Genomic DNA, 21,822 nt, shown 5'->3' on the forward strand with positions numbered 1-21,822 from the left:
CCTTATGGCTATCTCTTTAACGCAAGTTTTGGTTTTGCTGCTTTTGGTGGTGGTTGCCTACGTATCCACTGGTATGTATTTGTGGGTACAGCAGCGGCGGTTGATTTTTTATCCCAAACGGGCGATCGCTACGACACCAGCCAAAGCCAACATGGAGTACAAACAGGTGTGGTTACCAGTGGCAACCCCTGTCAAGGCCAATTCCACGGTCGATTCCCAACAAATATACGGTTGGTGGATTCCCAACTCGCAAAATCCCGCCCCGACGATTTTATATTTACACGGCAATGGCGGGAATATTGGCGATCGCGTGGATGTTCTCCGTCGCTTTCACCAAATGGGATTTGCTGTGTTTGCCATTGACTACCGCGGCTATGGGCGATCGCCGGGGGATTTTCCCTCGGAAACAACTGTCTACGAAGATGCGGAAGCGGCGTGGAAATATTTGCTCCAAGAAAAAAACATTCCCCCGCAAAAAATTGCCATTTACGGTCATTCTCTTGGAGGCGCGATCGCGATCGAACTGGCCATTCGCCACCCCCAAATGAAAGGCATCATTGTAGAAGGAACTTTTACCTCTATCCGCGATACCATCAACTATCAAGGTTTTTTCTACCAATTGTTCCCCGTAGACTGGATGCTTACCCAACACTTCGATTCCCTCAGCAAAGTTTCTCAACTCAAAGTTCCCATTCTCTACATTCATGGGGAACAAGACGATGTGATTCCCGCCCACATGAGTCAAACCCTCTACGATGCCACTCCCCAACCCAAACAGATCCTCAAAATTGCCCAAGCCGACCACATCAACGTTCCTGAAGTCGGCGGCAGTACCTACGAAAATAAAATTCGCCAGTTTTTAAAATAACCATTTTTCAGAACATATATTCTAGGGATTTTTATGTCTTTTGTTGGCTTGCACATTCACAGCGATTACAGTTTGCTAGACGGGGCTTCTCAGCTACCCCAACTGGTCGATCGAGCTGTGGAACTGGGGATGCCAGCGATCGCACTCACCGACCACGGCGTTATGTATGGCGCGATCGAACTGATCAAACTTTGCCGCAATAAGGGCATCAAACCCATCATCGGCAACGAAATGTACGTCATTAACGAACCCCTCAACACCAAAAAACGCCCACGAAAATACCACCAAGTGGTCCTCGCCAAAAATACTCAAGGATATAGAAACTTAGTTAAACTAACCAGCATTTCCCACCTACAAGGATTTCAAGGTTCGGGAATTTTTGCCCGCCCCTGTATCAACAAAGAATACATCGAAAAATATCGGGAAGGGTTGATCGTCACCAGCGGTTGTTTGGGCGGCGAAATTCCCCAGGCCATTCTCCAAGGACGACCCGATGTTGCTAGAAATATCGCCCAGTGGTATCAAGAACGGTTTGGCGAAGATTACTATTTAGAAATTCAAGACCACGGTTCCCCCGAAGACCGCGTGGTGAACGTAGAAATTTGCAAAATTGCCCAGGAATTCGGTATTGAAATCATTGCTACTAACGATTCCCATTTTATTTCTTGCAACGATGTGGAAGCCCACGATGCCCTGCTTTGCATTCAAACTGGAAAATTAATTACTGAAGAAAAACGAATGCGCTACAGCGGTACGGAATATCTCAAATCCGCTGAAGAAATGAGAAAACTATTCCGCGACCATCTCCCCGAGGAAATTATCGAACAAGCGATCGCCAATACTGTCAAAGTTGCCGATAAAGTCGAACATTTAAAATTAATGGGCGAATCTCGCCTGCCCCACTATCCCATTCCCTCGGACCATACCCCAGAAACCTATTTAGAAGAAATCGCCTGGAAAGGACTATTAAAAAGATTAAACGCCAAATCCCGTTCGGAAATCAAACCCGCTTACAAAGAACGCATGGAATACGAGCTGAAAATGATTCAGCGCATGGGATTTCCCACGTACTTCTTGGTTGTTTGGGATTACATTCAATTTGCTAGAAACAACAATATTCCCGTAGGTCCGGGTCGGGGCAGCGCCGCCGGTTCTTTGATTGCCTATGCCATGGAAATTACCAACATCGATCCGGTACACCACGGATTAATTTTCGAGCGTTTTCTCAATCCAGAACGCAACTCCATGCCCGATATCGATACCGACTTTTGCATTGAAAGACGCGATGAAGTTATCGACTACGTAAGCGAAAAATACGGGGAAGATAAAGTCGCGCAAATTATTACCTTCAACCGCATGACCTCCAAAGCGGTATTAAAAGACGTGGCGCGGGTATTGGGCATTCCCTACAGTCGCGCCGATAAAATGGCCAAATTAATTCCTGTTTCCCGGGGCAAACCAGAAAAATTAAAAGTTATGATTTCCGACGAAACCCCGGAACCGGAGTTTAAAAAGGCCTACGACGAAGACCCAGAAGTACGTCAGTGGGTAGACATGGCCATTCGCATTGAAGGAACCAACAAAACCTTCGGCGTTCATGCAGCTGGCGTGGTGATTTCTTCCGAACCTCTCGACGAAATTGTTCCCCTACAAAAGAACAACGACGGAGCAATTATTACCCAATATTTTATGGAGGATTTGGAATCGCTGGGTCTGTTAAAAATGGACTTTTTGGGATTGAAAAATCTCACCATTATCAACCGAACTGCAGAGCTAATTAAAGCCAACCACGGTATTGAAATTGACCCAGAATTCGTTCCTTTGGAAGAAAGAAAAGCCCAGAAAATTTTAGCCAAAGGGGAAGTTAATAAAATCCCCGAACCTATTCGCAAAACCTATCAAATGCTGGAGAAAGGGCAGTTGGAAGGGGTATTCCAGCTGGAATCTTCGGGGATGCGCCAGGTGGTCAAGGATTTGAAACCCTCTAGCATTGAAGATATTTCCTCGATTTTGGCATTGTATCGCCCCGGTCCTTTGGATGCTGGTCTGATTCCTAAGTTTATTAACCGCAAACACGGTAAGGAAAAGGTGGAATACCAGCATCCTCTGCTGGAACCGATTTTGGAGGAAACTTACGGCACCTTGTGTTTCCAAGAGCAAATTATGCGCATGGCCCAGGATTTGGCGGGATATTCTTTAGGGCAAGCTGACTTGCTGCGTCGGGCGATGGGTAAGAAGAAATTGGCGGAAATGGAGAAACACCGGGAAATTTTCATCGATGGTGCTACCAAAAATGGGGTTCCCCAAGAAACGGCGGAGGGATTGTTCGAGCAAATGGTAAAATTTGCTGAATATTGTTTGAGCTACAATACGGAAGTGCTGACGGTGGAGTACGGTCCGCTACCCATTGGCAAAATTGTAGACGAACAAATTCATTGTCGGGTTTACAGTGTGGATGAAAATGGGTTTGTGTATACGCAAGCGATCGCGCAATGGCACGATCGCGGCTACCAAGAAATTTTTGCTTACGAGTTGGCAGATGGTTCTGTCATTCGCGCTACCAAAGACCATCAATTCATGACTGAAGATGGGCAAATGTTTCCCATTGATGAGATTTGGGAGAAAGGGTTGGATTTGAAAAAGCTACCTACGGTCCAAGATTTGCCTGCGGCTGTCGGTTATACTGTCAGCTAGTTGGTTACCATTGGAGAAGCGATCGTGTCTACCTGTCCGAAATGCCAGCAACGCGTCGATCCCCAAGCGGTAGAATGTCCCTATTGTAAAGAAAAATTAAAAGCCTTTGGGCATCCGGGGATTCCCCTGTATCGCGCCCAAGATACGGAGTATTTGTGTTCTACCTGTATCTACCACGAAGACGATAGCTGTACGTTTCCCCAGCGCCCCTATGCCAAAGAGTGTACCCTATACCGCGATCGCGCGCAAACCACCGTAGAAACCACCCCAGATGCCTACCGCCGCAGTCAGGGAATTCGGGGATGGCTGCGACGCAATCAAGGCTTGGTGGCGTTGCTAGCAATATTTCTGCTGGTATTCTTAGTAACGCTGTTACAAGCCAATTAACACCATTTTTTAGAAAAAATACAAGAAGCGATCGCGTATTTGTGTAGGGGTGTTTCCTGTAGCACCCCTAATCTCCCCTACTAGAAAAATCAGGGTATGAAGATGGATTTGAGGAATAAATAGCAGCAAAAATAGCGGAATAATCGCTATCCGACCATCCCTGTTGTTGGGCTTTTTCTAAAATAGCGCGTACTCCCTCCAATGCCTGGGCGTTTATCTGGGTCCTTTCGGCTTCTTTTAAAAAGAGATTGGTGTCTTTCAGCAAATGTTTAGTAGGAAAATTGGGGTTGTCATAGTTGCCATCAACCAGACGAGGCAATTTTTTATCAAACGTAGGTGCGTACAAAGCACTTTCGCGCAAAATAGCCATAAATTTTTCTACGGCCACATTTTGCTCTTTAACAAAGCCCAAACTTAGGGCAAAAGCACTGGTTAGGGAAGCAATTAATTGGTTGAGTCCTAATTTCATGGCAGCAGCGGTGCCCACTTCACCGATATGCATGGGTTTGCCAAAAGCGGAAAGGAGATGCTGCCATTTCTGATATTGTTCGCTGCTGGCACCAACCATAACCTGCAACTCACCGGATTTGGCTTGGGGAACGCTTCCCAAAACCGGTGCTTCCAAATAATCGCCGCCGTGGTTTTTAACTTCCTGGCAGATTTGCTTGCTCTCTTCCGGACCAATGGTACTCATTTGAATTATTGTTTTTCCGGATAAATGGGGATGGCAGGCATCGGCTAGCAAAACTTCTCGAATGGCGGCAGCATCGCTAACCATCAGAACCACACATTCGCACTGAGATAGCAAAGTAGCTGGCGAGTCAGTTCCTTCGGCACCGGCATTTTTTAGAGATTCTAATTTGGCGGGGGTTCGATTGTAAGCTACCAGGGAATACCCCGATTGTAAAAGTTGCATGGCCATAGGGGTTCCCATTAAGCCAGTGCCAATGATTCCTATTTTCCTCATATTTCCTACTTTTGGTTCGCTACGAACGGGTCTATTGTATCAAGGGGAATGGGAACGCGATCGCGCCAGATCCGAACCGCCAAAATCGGTTATGTTCAAAAGTGGCAACATCATCAAAACCCAAAATGTATTATTTTTAAAGATTCAGTAAACCATCGGGGCACCAAAGTGCATGGGTGAACCTCTCTGCGTAATATGGAACTAGAGGCAGGAAAGATTTCGAGGTGGATGGTACCATGAACCAATGTTTTTCTACCTTCCTGACTCCCTGTTTGCTTTCAGGAGTAGCTATTTTAGCCAGTTCTGCCGTTTCGCCGGCAGCAGCCTTTGAATTGGGGTACAAAGAATATCAAAACCCAGTTGGCAATCCATCTCAATACGAACAAACTCCTGCTGTAGGCATTACCTCCTCAGATATCGGTAACTCTTTTACCGTTGACTGGTCGCTATCTCCAGAAAATGACAATGTAGATATCGACGAGGAGTTGCAGGCAACAGGCAAGTTTACGGTTAACGATTTTCGCAGCGACCAACTCGATTTAACCGTGGATGTAACCAATACTACAGCCCCATCTTTTCAGGCTGCTATTGTATCCATGGGCTGGGGCGTTCAAGGTCAAGACGCTTCCCCATCCATGGGTTCTAAAGGAGAAACCTTTCAAAATGTCACCGCTGCTAAAAATTTCCCTGGTGGCTTTAAAGATTTTGATGCTTGTATTTCTGCTACCAAAAACTGCAACGGGGGCAATATTAAGAAAGGTTTACAATCGGGAAGCAATAGCGATTCCTTTCAGGTTTCCTTAGCTGGCGATTTTGGCGACAATCCTTCCACCTATTTGCAAGATTTTGGGATGAAATTCCAAAGCGAACAAGGAAGTTACCAACTAGCGGGAGAAACGACGGAAAAATCAGCCTCTAGTGGTATTTTATATTACAACCAGCAGGAAATACCGGAACCCTCAGTGGGTCTGGGTTTGCTGGTTGTGGCTGGTAGCTTTAGCCTTTGGTATCGCCGCCAAAATCGTCGTTCGATTCCGAAAGCTTAGATACAATTTCCACAGTAGCGTTTTTTTTTGCCGTGGTTTTCTTCCTGTACCATAACCAGACAATCTCAAGCTGTCTGGTTGTTTTTTTTATATTTTTTTAGCAATTTTGGGAATTGATTTCGACCAGCGATCGCTGGTGGGGCATGAAAATCTTCCATGGAAATAGTCTTTTTCCTGCCCTTTCCCTTGCAAATCTGGAGTTATTATCCTAGGTTGGTAGTACATTCACCAGTCCTTCCGCTAGAGTTTGGTATGATTTGGTGCAAACAATGTTCAAGCCAATTCTAGGGGGGTAAGCTGGGTTTGCCTGTCCAACGCGATCGCCAGCCCAAAAAGTTTCCACAAACGCTAAAATTCCCGCCATGTGGCAACTGCCCCGTTAAAATTACGGATTTCCTCACTCCAGATACCGGGCAAGAGCGATACATTGTAAAAGAGGTTGTAAAGAAAAATTTACAAAAAGGTCGTCGTTAAAACTAGAAGCACTGAGGCTACATCATGTTTGAACGTTTTTCCGATAAAGCTATAAAAGTAATTATGCTGGCTCAGGAAGAAGCCAGGAACCTAAAACAAAATTTTGTGGGCACCGAACACCTGTTGCTGGGGTTAATCGGTGAAAATAGCAGCCTGTCTTCGCAGGTGCTGCAAGACATGGGTGCCAACCTATCCGACGCTCGCCGGGAAGTGGAACAAACCACCGGTCGCGGTTCCGGCTTCGTACCAGCGGAAATTCCCTTTACCCCTCTGGTCAAGAGAATCCTAGAACGCGCCCTAGAAGAAAGCTCCAAACTCGGGCACAACTACATCGGTTCCGAACATATTTTCCTCAGCCTGTGCCAGGATGAAGACTCCGTAGCCGCCAAAGTTCTCAACAAACTGGGCATCAACATGGAAGATGCCCGCAAGCGGCTCATGGATCGCCTGGGAGACGAAGAAATCGCCGTTCCTGCCGGCGGTCGCGGTAACAACAATAATAACGCCAAAACCGCTACTTTGGACGAATTTGGCACCAATTTGACCGCCAGCGCCGCCGAGGGCAATCTCGATCCGGTGGTAGGTCGGGATAGCGAAATCGAACGCATGGTGCAAATTCTGTGCCGCCGTACCAAAAACAACCCCGTCTTGGTCGGGGAACCCGGCGTCGGCAAAACCGCGATCGCGGAGGGTCTCGCCCAACGCATCGCCAACAAAGACATTCCCGAACTGCTGGAAGGCAAGCAGGTCTACAATCTGGACATGGGGTCGTTGGTTTCCGGCACCCGCTATCGCGGCGAATTTGAAGAACGCCTGAAAAACATTATCGAAGAAGTCAAAAACGCCGGCAACATCATCCTGGTCATCGACGAAATCCACACCATCATCGGTGCCGGTGCCATTGAAGGTGCCATGGATGCCGCCAACTTGCTCAAACCTGCCTTGGCACGGGGCGAACTGCAATGCATTGGCGCTACCACCCTGGATGAATATCGCAAGCACATCGAACGCGACGCCGCCCTGGAACGTCGTTTCCAACCCATCATGGTGGGCGAACCCAGCATCGAGGATACCATTGAAATCCTGATTGGATTGCGCAGCACCTACGAAGAGCATCACAAGCTCACCATCTCCGACGAGGCTTTGGTAGCAGCGACCAAGCTCTCCGACCGCTATATCAGCGATCGCTACCTACCCGACAAAGCCATCGACCTGGTAGACGAAGCCGGTTCGCGGGTCCGCCTTTCCAACGCCACCTCCTCTCCCCAAGTCCGCGAATTGAAAAAACAACTCGCCGACATCGTCCAGAAAAAAGAATCCGCCGTCGCCGAACAGGACTTTGAAACGGCCAAACAGCTGCGCGAACAAGAAATTGAAATCAACCAGCAGCTAGAACAGGCGCGCCAAGAAGAAGGGGAAACCCCACAAAACAATCCTGTGGTGCAAGAAGAAGACATCGCCCAAATCGTCGCCAGTTGGACCGGCATCCCGGTGATGAAGCTTACCGAATCCGAATCCGATCGCTTGCTGCACCTGGAAGACACCCTGCACGAGCGTCTCATCGGTCAGGAAGAAGCCGTTAAAGCCGTATCTCGGTCGTTGCGCCGCGCACGCGTGGGACTGAAAAACCCCAACCGTCCCATTGCCAGCTTCATCTTCTCCGGACCCACCGGTGTGGGCAAAACCGAGCTCACCAAAGCCCTCGCCGACCAAATGTTCGGCAGCGAAGAATCCATGGTCCGCTTGGATATGTCCGAGTTCATGGAACGCCACACCGTATCCAAGCTCATTGGTTCGCCTCCGGGATTTGTAGGCTATGAAGAAGGCGGTCAGCTTACCGAAGCCGTACGCAGCAATCCCTACACCGTCATCCTGATGGATGAGATTGAAAAGGCACACCCCGATGTGTTCAATATGTTGCTGCAAATTTTAGAAGATGGTCGCCTTACCGATGCCAAAGGTCGCACGGTTTCCTTCAAGAATACCCTGCTGATTATGACCTCCAACATCGGTTCCAAAGCCATCGAAAAAGGTGGCGGCGGTATGGGCTTTGAACTGGTGGAAGACGAAGGTGCCGCAGCCTACGATCGCATCAAAGGTCGGGTCAACGACGAAATGAAGGGCTACTTCCGCCCCGAATTCCTCAACCGCATCGACGATGTGATTGTTTTCCGCCAGTTGAACAAAGACGAAATCAAGCATATTGCCGATATCCTGTTGCAGGAAATTTCCCAACGCCTGTACGAAGAACAGGAAATTCACCTGGAAGTTACCGATGCCCTCAAGGACCATCTGGTGGAAAAAGGTTACGATCCTACTTACGGCGCTCGTCCGCTACGTCGTACCATCATGCAGTTGCTAGAGGATAATTTGGCAGAAGCCATCCTCTCCAGCCAACTGGAAGCTGGCACCACGGCTGTGGTGGATGTGGATAGCGAAGGCAATATCCGGGTGGCTGACAAAGCCAACGCCCAACATCTGCCTGCTTTTGCTGGCGCTAGCAACTAACCGCCAACGCTAAGTTCTGCCGGAACTGGGAAAAAAAATCTGCAGGTAAGTTACCTGGGATGTTGGAAAATTGGGTAGAATTGCCTGGTTTTCCGCTTCCCAGGTTTTTTATGGATGCCAAGCGATCGCTTGGGAAATTGCTATATTTTATACAAAATTAGGTGACAAGCAAGCATACCATTGACCTTCTGATTCGCCATTGCCATTCCATGGTTTGACCATTGTTTGTTAGCCAAAAAGGGTTACTTTATGAATGCACCGATTCGCTTTCTCATGTGTCCTCCCGATTTCTACGATGTGGATTACGTTATCAATCCTTGGATGGAGGGCAATATTCATAAATCTTCTAAAGACAATGCGCGCGCGCAGTGGCAAAAACTATATGAAATTATCAAAGAACGCACCCAAGTGGACCTCATGCAACCGGTACAGGGATGGCCGGATTTGGTGTTTACCGCCAATGCTGGGTTGATTTTGGGCAATGTGGTGGTTCTCAGCCGCTTTTTGTACCCCGAACGGCAGGGAGAAGAGCCGTATTTCCGGGAATGGTTTGAAAAGCAAGGGTTCACCGTGCGCACGCTACCGCCGGATTTGCCCTTTGAAGGCGCTGGCGATGCGCTGCTCGATCGCGCGGGTCGCTGGTTGTGGGCGGGATACGGCTTCCGTACGGAATTGGATGCCCATCCCTATTTGGCGAAATGGTTGGATATTGAGGTACTGTCGCTGCGCCTAATTGACGATCGCTTTTACCATCTGGATACCTGTTTGTGTCCCCTGAGCGATGGCTATTTGCTATACTATCCTGCTGCTTTTGATTTTTATTCCAACCAGCTCATCGAACGGCGCGTTCCTCCGGAAAAACGCATTGTGGTGGCAGAAGCCGATGCGGTGAATTTTGCCTGCAATGCAGTCAATATTAACAACACGGTAGTGATGAATAGGGCAAGCGATCGCTTGCGCCAACAACTGGCAGAGGTAGGATTTGAAGTGGTGGAAACGCCCCTGACGGAGTTTTTAAAAGCTGGTGGGGCAGCCAAATGTCTCACCCTGCGCGTCACCGAACCGGTAGATGTGGAAATTCACGCCAACGCGCCAGTGGAAAGTCGCATTGTGCGTTTGGAAGGGCATTTGCTAGACTCCGGTCTCATCAACCGCGCCCTGGATATTGTGGTGGAAGAAGGGGGTAGCTTCCAAGTTCTCAATTTCAGCTTGGGCGAACAAAGGCAAAGTATGTCTACAGCAGAAATTAAAGTATCGGCACCCTCGTGGAAACTTTTGGAAGAAATTGTTTCCCAGCTAATCGATCTGGGAGCACAAGATTCTCCCCAACAAGAACAAGATGCTCCCCTGGAACCGGTTACCAAAGCTGGGGTAGCGCCGGAAGATTTTTACGTGACCACTATTTATCCCACTGAAGTGCGAATTAATGGTACTTGGCATCGAGTGACCAAACAGCGCATGGATGCTGCGATCGCTGTGAATTTCACCGCTGACGGTCCTGTGGTACAATGTAAGTTAATTCGGGATTTGCAGTTAGGCGACTATGTCGTAACCGGTGTGGGCGGTATTCGCACCCTACGTAAAGCAGACCGCGATCGCGCTGGCAGTCAAGAATTTAGTTTTATGTCAGCGGGGGTTTCCAGCGAACGCCGGGTGGAACTGGTAGTGGAACAGGTAGCCTGGGAAATGCGACAAATTCGCGATCGCGGCGGCAAAGTCGTGGTTACCGCTGGACCGGTAGTCATTCATACTGGTGGCAGCGACCATTTAGCCCGGTTGATTCGAGAAGGCTACGTCCAAGTTTTGTTGGGTGGCAACGCGATCGCGGTTCACGATATCGAACAAGCGTTAATGGGCACTTCCCTCGGTATTGACATGAGTCAGGGCGTTGCCGTACACGGCGGTCACCGCCACCACCTACGTGCCATCAACGAAATCCGCCGCTGCGGGGGCATTGCTCCAGCTGTGGCACAGGGCGTGCTAACTCGGGGAATCTTATACGAATGCGTTCAAGCCGGGATTCCCTATTCCTTAGCTGGCTCCATTCGCGACGATGGTCCGCTACCAGATACGGAAATGGATTTAGTTAAGGCACAACAAGATTACGCTCGTTTGTTAGAAGGAGCCGATATGGTGTTGATGCTTTCCACCATGTTACATGCCATCGGCGTGGGCAATATGACCCCCTCCGGGGTGCGGATCGTATGCGTGGACATCAACCCCTCCGTGGTAACCAAACTCAGCGATCGCGGTTCGGTGGAATCCATCGGCGTAGTAACCGACGTGGGATTGTTCCTAAGCTTGCTCACCAAACAGCTAGACCAGCTCACCAGTCCCTATCCCGCCTCCCCCTAGCCTAGTCGGGAAGACCGAACCAGGTAAGTCCCCCCAGCAAACACAAATTTTCCATCCAGACACCAGTTCCGTGACAAGGGCGGGCATTTTTCACTATCCTATACTTAGAGAAACATTTCTCCATAAATTTCGCAGCAACGGCAAAGTCGTTAAGGAACATAACCACAACCATGCCTGTTCGGTCTTTCATTGGAGGTTTGCGACCCGGCCAAACCTCTAGCAAGGGGAATCGCATTTCTTCACCAGAGGAAGCGACCCAATCCCCCAAACCACCGGTAGGCTTTCGCAAGCGCTGGATGCGAAGGCTGCGTTACATTTGGCTGCGCTTTTTACGGTTGCGCGGCACTCCGGAATATTTAGCCAGGGGATTGGCAGCAGGCGTATTTGCTGGGTTGTTTCCCTTGTTCGGTTTCCAAACCCTCATTGGCATTGCTATTGCGGTTCCGCTGAAAGGTCACAAGCTGATGGCGGCTGCCGGTACTTGGATTAGCAATCCTTTAACCTACGCGCCTTTGTTTTTCTGGAATTTTTATTTGGGCAAATGGCTGCTCAACTCCCAGATCTCCTTCCAACCGGAAAGCTTGGAATCCATGGAGCAATTCCTACAGCTAAGTACGGAATTTGTGGGCAATATGATGGTTGGTTCCGCAGTGATGGGGTTGATTTGTGCTGTAGCAAGTTATTTTATCGGCGTCACAGCGATCGCGTGGTTGTACCACCAACGCCGTCAAAACCGCCGCCGCAACGTCCAAACCCCCTCAACCCGCGGCTATCTAGCTACACCAGAAGCACAAAACGCCGACTCGCTATAGACAGATTTTTCTGCCATCTCCAAAAAAAGCGGCTCTTGGAAAAAATCCAGGCCGCTTTCTATTTTTTTTGATTCTTATGGATGGAGTTGTACGCTAAACCACAAAATCGCTCTGGTCCAAAGCTTCGACCCCCACATTGTTGACCGTTGCCAAAACCTGGCCATTATAGCGAATTTCCGCACCAGCATCTGCTACAGCAATGTTTAGCTGGTCGTAGGAGAGGTCGCCTTTGAGCAAGAAAGTATCCGCACCATCTTCAAAATCAGTGATGGTATCGTTGCCTCCCATCTCGTGCAAGAAAAAGCGATCGGCACCAGCGCCGCCGGTGAGAATATCTTCACCCATATCTCCCGACAGGTCGTCGTTGCCAGCACCCCCCAATAGAGTATCGTTGCCTTGACCGCCATAGAGATTGTCGTTGCCTTGCTGGCCTTCCAAACGGTCGTTGCCGCCGTTGCCATAAATGCGATCGTTGCCGCCATCGGCATATAGTTCGTCGCCAGCGTCGCTGCTACCGGCAGTCATGGAACCACCAATCAAGGCATCGCTACCGGCAGTACCGGTAAGAACATTTTCACCCCCATCGCCATTGACCATATTGAAGCGACTGGCAGATTCCTGCTTCACCGCCATCAAATTATCAATCCGATCGATAAGTTCTCCCTTGGTGCTGTACAGTTCCATAGAAATTTTCTCTTCATTAGCGTCTAAAATGACGTAGCTTTCCTGAGAACTGTATTTAAAACCTTCCTCGGGATTTGCCTGATTCTTCCAGTATTCCTGCCAGGGACTTTCCTCTTCCGAGTAGTAGGGAGCACCAGCAGAACCGGCAGTGATGTACCACACCGGATTTTCTAAATCGCTCAAAGGCGATAGCGTTTCTCCATTATCGCCGACAATTTGGTTGCCGTTGGTATCATCGCGGCTTACATCACCCACCGGTACTTGGTCGTTAATCAAAACCCGATGGTAAGCGTGTTCGTCGCCAGTCATCACCGCCGCCACCTTATCGTGTTCGGATACCATGCGCGCAAACTGGTCGCGTACTTCCAGAATGCCCTTTTCTTCAGGAACCAACTCTTCACCGTTGTAAATATGGGCGCGCACGCTGTTATCCCCTTCTAACTCCGGCGTATCCTTATCGGTATACCACATGGCATCATCCACGTGACCGCCGCTGGGGAAGACTGGTTCTTGAGCGTACAGAATGACGTATTTGACAGAAGGATCGTTTTGCGCCGCTTCCAGTTCCTGCTCGATCCAGTTGAGTTGGTCCTGGAACATGTAACCTTCCGGGTTGCCCCCTACCTCTTCGGAAGCATAGGAAACCCAGTAGTTGTTGTTGAAGGCAATATATTTGGTGGGACCGTATTGGAACGAGTAAACGTTTTCGTCGTAGGTAGGACGCTCTGGGTTGGAAGGTTGCGGTCCGTTGCTGGGGTTGACAAATTCCTTAGCAAAGACAGCTTCGGAACTTTCGGTGGCGTAGCTGCCGTTTTCATCAAAGCGATCGACGCTAATGCCGTAATAAGAACCGTCGTCGTAATTGCGCAACAGGGATTCGTGGTTCCCCATAGCAGGGTAAACCGGACGTTCGGCATTGAAAGGGGCCACGGTTTGTTTCCAGGCTTCTAGCTGGGTTTCAAAATCTTCCGGCGATACGGTGTAACCGTTTACCAAGTCACCGCCAAAAATCATTAGGTCGGCCCCTTTGGTGTAACCGCCATATACGCCGCGCGATAGGGTGGCAGCGTTGGTTCCCATGAAGGCTTCCAAACCTTCTTCCGGACGCCCTTCTCGACTATCGCTCATGAAGACAGCCTTGACGTTGCCGTCGCTGGGCAATTGCCCTGGTAGGGGAGCAGTGGTGAAATCGTTGGAGGGCATGGTAACTGTTTCTTCACCAGCTCCCACGGTGACCTGGTATTCGTATTCGGTATCTGGCGACAGACCGGTGATGGGAATTTCGTGATTGGTGGTAGCGGGGGAGGTAAAGGTACCCACGCCTTCTACTTCTACAGCGGCAGGAGCTGGGTTGGCTGTCTCGAAGCTAATGACCGCACTGGTGGGGTCTTCGCTGCGAATCATGTTGACCGCTGGCGGTTCGATCGAGGAAGTCAGCTTGCGGGTGGTATCGCCTTCAATCCGAAAAGCCGTGTAGGTGTCGTAGGTGCTGACGTTATCTCCCAGGGTGCGGTCTTGCCCTTCTTTTTCTTCAAAGAGGGTCATGCGAACGGCAACGGTGCCTTGGTTGGTCCAACCTTCGCTGTTGTGGTCGCCTTCGGTGAGGTTGGTGGTTTCGATGGTGGCTTGACCGGCTTCGATGCTGTCCCTTTCCCGGAAACGCTTGTAGTTGAGGTCGGTTTCTTCGCTTTCAAAGGGATAGGGACCGACAAAAACGGTTCCGTAGATGTTTTCGGGATCGACTGTAGAGCCATCTAGAAGGGTGATTAACCCCGTGTTGGGGTCGGCGATGCGGTTGAGGTCAAAGGTTAAGCCTTCGCCGTCACCATCTGCGATCGCGGCTTGTAGTTGTTCGGGGCTAAAAAGGTTGCGAATCCCATAATCCGTTACTTCCGGATATTGGGACAGCTTTTCCATGTCTAGAAGGTTACTCATGGCTATCTAGGTCCTTGCATGCTATAGGGCCGGTAAACTGAAAAAGTCAAAAAAAAGTCTGCTTAGCACCAACAATTTTTTTTGTTGGTGACATACACTTGCAAAAAATCAAAACTATGTGGGCAAGTTTTTTAGGCAAGTACGCCAAGTTTTGAGCTTGACATGGCCAGTTAAAAAAAAGGTTATCTATCTATTAAGTGTGGGATAAAAAAATAATTATAAATATAAAATCAAAAATGCAATTGCGATAAAAAAATATGGGTTGGTTTTACGTTCTCTTAAAAAACCTGTGCTACTTGTTTTACTTGGAGTTTTTGGCGAACCGCTCATGTCCTCTCTTCATCGCAATTCCCCTAGCTCCGGGGAAAATACTTCTTCGGAAATGGCAATGGAAACTCGCGATCGCAGTTGGCTGAGAAATGCCGATATTGCCACAAATTGCGTGTACGGCTTGAGCTTATTAACGGCTGCCGCCTTTCTATTTCTACCCCTAGTAAATTTCTTACATCCCAGTCCCTGGCATCGCTGGATGAACGGACTGCACGGACTTGCAGCGATGCTGGCTACTGTAATCGTTGCTTATGCTGGCCATTTAGCTTTTCCTCTTTTGCGAGGCAAATCAACAATTTTACCGCAAATTCGTACCCTGAGTTTTTGGGCTAGTACCCTTGCTTTCTTAGCAATTTGCTCCGGGATGTGGAGCTACACCCGCTATCGTGCTCCTATTAACGGTGCCAGAGCTTGGTTAAAAGAACATACGCCTTTAGTGCATTATCTATACATGGAATATCACGAATTTACCGTGCTATTTACTATTCCCATTGGCGTGGCTTGTACCTGGATTGCCTGGCGTTACGGCGATCGAATCCTTCACAACAAAAATCGCACCGTTCTCTCGATTGTTGCTGTGGGTTTAATGGCGATGATGTTTTTCGGAATTGGTGGATTTATCTCCGGACTAGGAGTTGCCAAAATTCACGGTTTGTAAAACTGGCAGATCGCTCGTAGAAAAACAAATTCTACTTCTTTTTCCACCCAAAATTGCTTCCCCATGTTGACATTATCCCTTGGTTGGAAGTGGCAAGCAAACAAAAAAAACCATATTTGACGGCACGAAGTTGACCGAAATGAACCAAAATTATACCACCAGAAATTATCCCATCTACCTGAAAGTTTGGAACTTTCTGAAAAATTTCCCTTCCCAGCTATCAAAAGGTGCTACCAATACTCCAGACACCAATGGACCGGCAGCTGCAGCCATTTTAAGTGCTACCTTTTCCTGTTTCTTTTTAATGGTAAACCAACATATTGCCATGTTGTCTACTACTTGGAAAAACTGGTTGTGGACCCTCGGTGCTTGGATACCCGGAAGTCACAATCCAGATGATTTGTACGGCAGAATCGGCCCTTATGCCGGCAAAGCTACGCTGCTATTACTTGCCTGGCTGGCTAGCTGGTTGATTTTGCACCAGTTTTTAAAAAACCGCGACCTCAGACCCGGCACGATCTTTTTCTGGAGCATCCTCTTTATCGTTGCTGCCACGGTTATGAACTGGCATCCGCTATTTCCCTATGCACCTTTGTACTAGGGGAGAATGCTTTATTTTTTCACCGATATATTGTCGCACAAACATGAAATGATGGGAAGATGATAGCCATGCAAACACAACGAGTGCGCGAAATTCGCAAGCTGCAAGTCTACATTGCTGGTTTGTTGGGAATTTGGGTTTTGTTCGTTCTTTCTTTTTTGACTGCTTGGTATCGTACCAGCAACGCGGATCGATTTTTCGGACAACCGTTTCACTCTTTTGAGTTAGACGAGCCGGCGACCAACCAGCCGATTAATACCATTTCTGAAAAACCATAATTTTCTGGAATTTTCTAATTTCCCTGGTAGGGGCGCTTCGCGAAGCGCCCCTACAAAAATGCCTCTATTATCTATATCTATTGCATGTTATCAAGAAAATGGTATAATTCTGGGTCGCAAGAATAATTTCCAGTTATAAAAAAGCAATGCCGCCAAAAAAGTTTCTATCTGGTGGCATTGCTTTTTATTTAAAAAAAAACTGGCATCAAAAAAACTTATTTTTTATAATTCTATTTAAAAACACAATGATTGTCTGAAATTGATAAACTGCCTTGGTAGGGGCGCAACGGGTGAGCCACCCCTACAAAAATACCCGACTATTTCTTGCGCAATTTTAAGAAAACGGTATTACGTTAGAATACTTGCTAACAAAGCCTTTTGAGCGTGCATGCGGTTTTCCGCCTGGTCCCAAACCCGAGACTGTTCCCCTTCCAAAACCTCCTCCGTAATCTCTTCACCGCGGTGGGCAGGCAAGCAATGCAACACGATCGCATCGGGGTCTGCTAGGGAAAGCAAATCCTGGTTGAGTTGGTAAGCCTGGAACGTGGGAATTCGCTGTTCGGCTTGGGATTCTTGCCCCATACTCGCCCAAACATCCGTATATAAAGCGTGAGCGTTTTCAGCGGCCATTTTCGGGTCCGTTGTAATGGTAATTTCCGTTCCCGCGATCGCTGCGAGGTTTTTCGCCTTCGTCACAATATCAGCCTGCGGTGCAAACTTCTCCGGTGTAGCAATGCGGATATTCACGCCAGCCAACGCACAACCCAGCAACAAAGAATGCGCCACATTATTCCCATCTCCCAAATAAGTGAGGGTAATTCCCTGCAGCCGACCGAAACATTCCCGTACCGTCAGCAAATCAGCCAGTGCCTGACAGGGATGGTACAAATCGCTCAACGCATTAATCACCGGAATATCCGCATAGCGAGCAAACGCTTCCAACTCCTGCTGTTCGTAAGTACGTACCGCCAGTACGTCCAAATACCGACTCAAAACCCTTGCCGTATCGGCCACCGGTTCGCCACGGGATACTTGCGTCACGTTGGTATTGAGGTCCAATACTTGACCGCCTAGCTGGTAAATCGCAGTAGAAAAACTCACCCGCGTTCTGGTGGATGCCTTGTAAAATAGCAAGCCCAAAATTGGCGGTGCCCCATAATTACCTGCCAAACGGCGGTTCAGTGTTCCTGCCTTCATTTGAGCAGCCAGATCCAGCAACCTCCGTACTTCCTGGGTGCTGCAATTCGCCAGTGTTAGGAAATCTTTACCCTTCATCATGTTTGCCACAAATTGGATATGCGTTTTTCTGGAATATTTAAAGATGCTCGATCCTAGCGCACAGCTGTCGGAAATGGTCTCCCCGTTGCTCGAAATTTGTATATCGATCGAAACTAGCACATGCTGGCGATAAAAGCACAGTACGCGCTCGATACTTAGGGGCAAGGGCGATCGCACGTTCCACCGCCGCCTCCATAGTTTCCACAATTTCGTAGCCATCGAGATTGAACGCTTGCATCCGCCTAGCAAATGTTGGGGCAGCTTCTCCAATTAACAGCACCATAGCTGCTTTTTCGCGAATGGTTTCGTACCAACCAGTATCATCTCCCGTTTTCGCCTCGCCACCAGCAATTAAAATCACCGGTGCTTCCACCGCATTCAACCCCACTTGGGCTGCCTCGTAGTTGGTTGCCTTGCTATCGTTGATCAAGGGAATACCGCGATAGGTGCCCACCACCTCCAGCCGATGGGGAACGCCGCGAAAGTTCGCCACTGCCGGGGCAATTGCTTCATTTTCTATGCCTGCCAACTTCGCCGCCGCCACAGCCATTAACATATTTTGTAAGTTATGTGCCCCCTGCATGGGCAAGGCATCCGCACGCACGATGGCTTCTCCCTGGTAGGTTACCCAACCCGACTCGATATAAACCCCCAACGCCGGATTGCCGGGAATGTACTGCCGACCGCGAATGCTGGTCCAACAGGCATCCTCCCGCATGGCAATGACATCGGGATTTTCTGTGGCTTGCTGGCGCAAAAATGGATCGTCGCCGTTATAAATTTGCCGGTGGGATTGCCTTAACAGATGGGCTTTGATGCGGCAGTAATTTTCTACTGTATAGTGGCGTTCCAGATGGTCGGGGGTAAAAGTGGTCCAAACGCCAATTTCTGGTGCCACTTCTGAGGAGGATTCGATTTGATAGCTGCTAATTTCCGCGATCGCCCAGTCCAAAGGATGTTTGAAAGCATATCTGGCCAAATCGCAAGCAGCATAGCCAATATTACCGCAAGCAAAAGCCTGTCGCTGGGCGGTCTGAAAAATGGCATCGGTCAGGGCTGTGGTTGTGGTTTTGCCATTGGTACCAGTAATACCAACCCATCGTTTGTCTTTGAGGGCGCGCCAGGCCAACCCCATTTCCCCAATGGTATCGATTTTTTGTTCTCTCGCTTGGACCAAAGCTGGCAAATCCCACCGTACCCCAGGGCTAACCACAATTAAATTCCAGGGAAAGTTGGGGTCGAAGGCATCCCCCAAACGAACTTCGATGCCTTCTGCTTCTAGTGCTTGTTTTTGTTGTTGTAGGGAGGCAGAATTGCCCGCATCGCTAACGGTTACGCGCCAACCCAGTTCGGCACACAACCGGGCAGCAGCGGCACCGGATTTTCCCAAACCAATTACGCAAGCGTTATCCATGAATTTCCTTCTTTTGCTATGGCTAACGGGGAAAGAGCAACGAACGCCCCAAAAACCGCGCCAAAATATGCAGATTTTCGGGTTGTAGAGGTATTTTAGACCAACTCCTCTCCCCAATTTTTGACGAGAAAAGACGGGAGTTTGAAAGCCCTGCCTCTTTCCCAGCCGGGAGGAAAAGCAATCCGTGCGGCTTTAGCCACCGTCAAAATGTGCTACGATTGCTTGAAAAGTACGTCCACCACAGGGCGGAAAAACGCTCGCCGAGGGGACCTGTGGTCGGGGATGGACTAGCTTCAGCACGAATCCATCTAGGCACACCCTATGAAGCGAGAATCTCACGAATAGAATTCATGAGAGTTTCAATCTTTGACGATCGCGCCAAAGTCAGCCAAAACCCGGGCGTGGTTGCGCAACAGACCCAACAAGTTGAGGCGGTTGCGGCGAATTTGGTCATCTTCTGCCATTACCAAGACACTGTCTTCACCGTCAAAGAAATTGCTGACAATGGGGATAATTTCCGCGATCGCATCCACCAATTGCTGGTAGTTTTTCTGTTCCCGGGCAGCTTCGGTTTTGGGTAGCATCTCGATCAATGCTTCGTAAAAGGCAGATTCGGAATTTTTCTCGAAGCAGTGGGTATCGATCGCGGCTTTGGGGTCGAGGGTATCTCGATCCAATTCTCCCTGTTTGGCCAGTCGCGAAGAACGGTTGACGGTTTCGTAAATTTGTGCCAAAGTCCCGTTATTGCGGATTTTTTGCAAGAAAGAGGCACGTTCGTGGAGGTCGCGGATATCTTCTAGGGCGCGTTGGCTGTATTCGGGATCCTCTTCTCCCAGGACCGCATTGACCAAATCGTAATCGATGCCCTGTTCGTCTACCAGCAAACTGCGCAAGCGACCGTTGAAAAAGCTTTGCAGTTGGGAAAACAGTTCTTCAGCGGTAGTGGCAGCGGCATCGGCATGGTTTTCGGTAAAGTCGTTGACTGCCGAGCGCAGCAGTTGGTACAAATCGACGGATAAGTTGGCATGCCATACCACGTTGATGATGCCTGTGGCGGCGCGGCGCAGGGCAAACGGATCGGAAGACCCCGTCGGCAGCATGCCCAAACCAAAAATGCTCACCAACGTATCCAAGCGATCGCTCAAACCGGTGACTTGACCGGTAATGGTTTGTGGTAGGTCGTCGCCAGCACTGCGGGGCAAATAATGCTCGAAAATCGCCTTGGCAACTTCTTCGGTTTCGCCACTGGCGCGGGCGTATTTTTCCCCCATGATGCCCTGCAATTCGGGAAATTCATAAACTACCTGGCTAACCAAGTCGGCTTTGCAAAGCCAAATGGCCCTGTGAATGAGATCGCGTTGGTCGGTGGATAACGACAGCTGGTTGGCAATGCGATCGGCAATGGTCTGCATGCGATCGACCTTTTGTTGCAAATCCCCCAACTTTTCTTGAAAAGTAACGCTTTTTAATTGCTCGGCATAGTTTTCCAGGGAGTGGCGCAAGTCCGTTTCGTAGAAAAACTGACCGTCAGCCAAACGTGCCCGAATTACCCGTTCGTTGCCCGCAGCGATGATATCTGATTTTTTGGGGTCGCCGTTGGAGACGGTAATAAAATAGGGCAGCAGTGTATTTTCATTTTGGGTAGATTTGACGGGAAAATACCGCTGGTGGGTAACCATCACCGTAGTAATGATTTCCGGCGGTAGTTCCAAAAATTCCCGGTCAAACTGACCCACCACCGCGGTGGGATATTCCACCAAATTGGTTACTTCCGCCAACAAATTTTCCCCCAGGTCGGCTTCGCCTCCCACTTGCTGGGCAGCAACTTTGACTTGGGTTTCGATGCTTTGGCGGCGTCGTTGGAGGCTAACTTCTACACCGGCAGCACGCATTTTTTGGACGTATTCGCCGGCACTGTGAAGTTCTATGGGGTCGGGATGCAAAACGGGATGTCCGTAGCTGGAACGTTTGGCTACGATGGTCTCAGACCCATTTTCTAGCTGTACGGGCAAAACGGTGCTATCCCACAGGGCAACCAACCAGCGGATGGGGCGGGAAAATTTTAAATCGCCGTCTCCCCAACGCATCATGCGCTTGCCTTCGGTGTTTTGAATCCAGTTGGGAATGCATTCCGTTAAAATTTCTGGGGTGGCTCTGGCGCGGATGTGTTTTTGGACGAACACAAATTCGCCTTTGGGTGTTTCCCGTAGCTGCAAATCTTCAATATTGACCCCTTGTTTGCGGGCAAAACCGGCTGCGGCTTTGGTGGGTTTGCCGTTTTGGAAGGCCACGTCTTTGGGGGGACCTTTAATTTCCTCTTCGCGATCGCTTTGTTTGTCGGGCAATCCCGAAACCAACAGGGCCAAACGACGGGGAGTAGCGTAGGTTTCGATGGATTCGCTGGTGAGAAAGTGTTCCGCTAGCGACTGGCGTACTATGGTTTCCCATTGGGCGATCGCAAGATCGATAAAATCAACGGGTAATTCTTCTGTACCAACTTCTAATAAAAATGTAGCCATACCGATTGCAAGCA

15 protein-coding genes are annotated in these 21,822 nt (G+C 49.1%); 10 read left to right on the forward strand and 5 right to left on the reverse strand.

Annotation, left to right across the window (positions count from 1 at the left end; genetic code table 11):
• Positions 1–4: 4 nt before the first annotated feature.
• The 3 genes from AS151_RS09925 to AS151_RS09935 are packed head-to-tail and all read left to right on the forward strand — an operon-like array spanning position 5 to position 3,949.
• Complete coding sequence (locus tag AS151_RS09925) at positions 5–868, forward strand: alpha/beta fold hydrolase (RefSeq protein ID WP_071516888.1); 864 nt, start codon at positions 5–7, stop codon at positions 866–868.
• A gap of 33 nt (positions 869–901) precedes the next feature.
• Positions 902–3,562 carry a DNA polymerase III subunit alpha gene (locus tag AS151_RS09930; RefSeq protein WP_071516889.1) on the forward strand — a complete coding sequence of 887 codons (2,661 nt, stop codon included), beginning with the start codon at positions 902–904 and terminating at the stop codon, positions 3,560–3,562.
• A gap of 24 nt (positions 3,563–3,586) precedes the next feature.
• A complete protein-coding gene (locus tag AS151_RS09935; RefSeq protein ID WP_071516917.1) occupies positions 3,587–3,949 on the forward strand; it encodes a hypothetical protein in 363 nt (120 codons plus the stop codon).
• Positions 3,950–4,016: 67 nt separating this feature from the next.
• Here the strand turns inward: AS151_RS09935 and AS151_RS09940 are convergent, their stop codons facing one another.
• Entirely contained in the window at positions 4,017–4,916 is a 900-nt protein-coding gene (locus AS151_RS09940) for an NAD(P)-dependent oxidoreductase (RefSeq protein ID WP_071516890.1), read from the reverse strand.
• 236 nt (positions 4,917–5,152) lie between these two features.
• Between AS151_RS09940 and AS151_RS09945 the strand changes: the two genes are divergently transcribed.
• The 4 genes from AS151_RS09945 (at position 5,153) to AS151_RS09960 (ending at position 12,111) form a co-directional block, all read left to right on the forward strand.
• On the forward strand, positions 5,153–5,962 hold the full coding sequence (locus AS151_RS09945) for a cistern family PEP-CTERM protein (protein WP_071516891.1): 810 nt from the start codon (positions 5,153–5,155) through the stop codon (positions 5,960–5,962).
• Positions 5,963–6,460: 498 nt separating this feature from the next.
• On the forward strand, positions 6,461–8,944 hold the full coding sequence (locus AS151_RS09950) for an ATP-dependent Clp protease ATP-binding subunit (RefSeq protein ID WP_071516892.1): 2,484 nt from the start codon (positions 6,461–6,463) through the stop codon (positions 8,942–8,944).
• Between the two features lie 249 nt (positions 8,945–9,193).
• A complete protein-coding gene (locus tag AS151_RS09955) occupies positions 9,194–11,299 on the forward strand; it encodes a TIGR00300 family protein (protein WP_071516893.1) in 2,106 nt (701 codons plus the stop codon).
• A gap of 170 nt (positions 11,300–11,469) precedes the next feature.
• Positions 11,470–12,111, forward strand: coding sequence for a DUF2062 domain-containing protein (locus AS151_RS09960; RefSeq protein WP_084639492.1), 642 nt, complete (start codon positions 11,470–11,472; stop codon positions 12,109–12,111).
• A 93-nt stretch (positions 12,112–12,204) separates the two neighbouring features.
• Here AS151_RS09960 and AS151_RS09965 read toward each other — a convergent pair whose 3' ends face one another.
• On the reverse strand, positions 12,205–14,730 hold the full coding sequence (locus AS151_RS09965) for a metallophosphoesterase (protein WP_084639493.1): 2,526 nt from the start codon (positions 14,728–14,730) through the stop codon (positions 12,205–12,207).
• Between the two features lie 382 nt (positions 14,731–15,112).
• On the opposite strand from AS151_RS09965, the gene AS151_RS09970 reads away from it, so the two are divergent.
• The 3 genes from AS151_RS09970 (at position 15,113) to AS151_RS09980 (ending at position 16,597) form a co-directional block, all read left to right on the forward strand.
• Complete coding sequence (locus AS151_RS09970) at positions 15,113–15,718, forward strand: hypothetical protein (RefSeq protein ID WP_071516895.1); 606 nt, start codon at positions 15,113–15,115, stop codon at positions 15,716–15,718.
• Between the two features lie 139 nt (positions 15,719–15,857).
• Positions 15,858–16,319, forward strand: a complete 462-nt coding sequence (locus tag AS151_RS09975) for a hypothetical protein (protein WP_071516919.1) — start codon at positions 15,858–15,860, stop codon at positions 16,317–16,319.
• A 68-nt stretch (positions 16,320–16,387) separates the two neighbouring features.
• Positions 16,388–16,597 carry a hypothetical protein gene (locus AS151_RS09980; protein WP_071516896.1) on the forward strand — a complete coding sequence of 70 codons (210 nt, stop codon included), beginning with the start codon at positions 16,388–16,390 and terminating at the stop codon, positions 16,595–16,597.
• Between the two features lie 348 nt (positions 16,598–16,945).
• Here AS151_RS09980 and argF read toward each other — a convergent pair whose 3' ends face one another.
• From argF to glyS, 3 genes are all read right to left on the reverse strand, one after another.
• On the reverse strand, positions 16,946–17,875 hold the full coding sequence (gene argF, locus AS151_RS09985; protein WP_071516897.1) for an ornithine carbamoyltransferase: 930 nt from the start codon (positions 17,873–17,875) through the stop codon (positions 16,946–16,948).
• A 37-nt stretch (positions 17,876–17,912) separates the two neighbouring features.
• Positions 17,913–19,289: a UDP-N-acetylmuramoyl-L-alanine--D-glutamate ligase gene (murD, locus tag AS151_RS09990; RefSeq protein ID WP_071516898.1), complete on the reverse strand. Its 1,377-nt coding sequence runs from the start codon at positions 19,287–19,289 to the stop codon at positions 17,913–17,915.
• A 359-nt stretch (positions 19,290–19,648) separates the two neighbouring features.
• Positions 19,649–21,808, reverse strand: a complete 2,160-nt coding sequence (gene glyS, locus AS151_RS09995) for a glycine--tRNA ligase subunit beta (RefSeq protein WP_071516899.1) — start codon at positions 21,806–21,808, stop codon at positions 19,649–19,651.
• Positions 21,809–21,822: the final 14 nt, after the last annotated feature.

Origin of the sequence: Geitlerinema sp. PCC 9228, from assembly GCF_001870905.1 — a bacterium.
Taxonomy (GTDB): domain Bacteria; phylum Cyanobacteriota; class Cyanobacteriia; order Cyanobacteriales; family PCC-9228; genus PCC-9228.

What these genes read in the sequence shown, in the direction of transcription:
- AS151_RS09925 (WP_071516888.1), top strand. Translation starts at nt 5, where the DNA reads ATGGCTATCTCTTTAACGCAAGTTTTGGTTTTGCTGCTTTTGGTGGTG.
- AS151_RS09930 (WP_071516889.1), top strand. Translation starts at nt 902, where the DNA reads ATGTCTTTTGTTGGCTTGCACATTCACAGCGATTACAGTTTGCTAGAC.
- AS151_RS09940 (WP_071516890.1), bottom strand. Translation starts at nt 4,916, where the DNA reads ATGAGGAAAATAGGAATCATTGGCACTGGCTTAATGGGAACCCCTATG.
- AS151_RS09945 (WP_071516891.1), top strand. Translation starts at nt 5,153, where the DNA reads ATGAACCAATGTTTTTCTACCTTCCTGACTCCCTGTTTGCTTTCAGGA.
- AS151_RS09950 (WP_071516892.1), top strand. Translation starts at nt 6,461, where the DNA reads ATGTTTGAACGTTTTTCCGATAAAGCTATAAAAGTAATTATGCTGGCT.
- AS151_RS09955 (WP_071516893.1), top strand. Translation starts at nt 9,194, where the DNA reads ATGAATGCACCGATTCGCTTTCTCATGTGTCCTCCCGATTTCTACGAT.
- AS151_RS09960 (WP_084639492.1), top strand. Translation starts at nt 11,470, where the DNA reads ATGCCTGTTCGGTCTTTCATTGGAGGTTTGCGACCCGGCCAAACCTCT.
- AS151_RS09965 (WP_084639493.1), bottom strand. Translation starts at nt 14,730, where the DNA reads ATGAGTAACCTTCTAGACATGGAAAAGCTGTCCCAATATCCGGAAGTA.
- AS151_RS09970 (WP_071516895.1), top strand. Translation starts at nt 15,113, where the DNA reads ATGGCAATGGAAACTCGCGATCGCAGTTGGCTGAGAAATGCCGATATT.
- AS151_RS09975 (WP_071516919.1), top strand. Translation starts at nt 15,858, where the DNA reads ATGAACCAAAATTATACCACCAGAAATTATCCCATCTACCTGAAAGTT.
- AS151_RS09980 (WP_071516896.1), top strand. Translation starts at nt 16,388, where the DNA reads ATGCAAACACAACGAGTGCGCGAAATTCGCAAGCTGCAAGTCTACATT.
- argF (WP_071516897.1), bottom strand. Translation starts at nt 17,875, where the DNA reads ATGATGAAGGGTAAAGATTTCCTAACACTGGCGAATTGCAGCACCCAG.
- murD (WP_071516898.1), bottom strand. Translation starts at nt 19,289, where the DNA reads ATGGATAACGCTTGCGTAATTGGTTTGGGAAAATCCGGTGCCGCTGCT.
- glyS (WP_071516899.1), bottom strand. Translation starts at nt 21,808, where the DNA reads ATGGCTACATTTTTATTAGAAGTTGGTACAGAAGAATTACCCGTTGAT.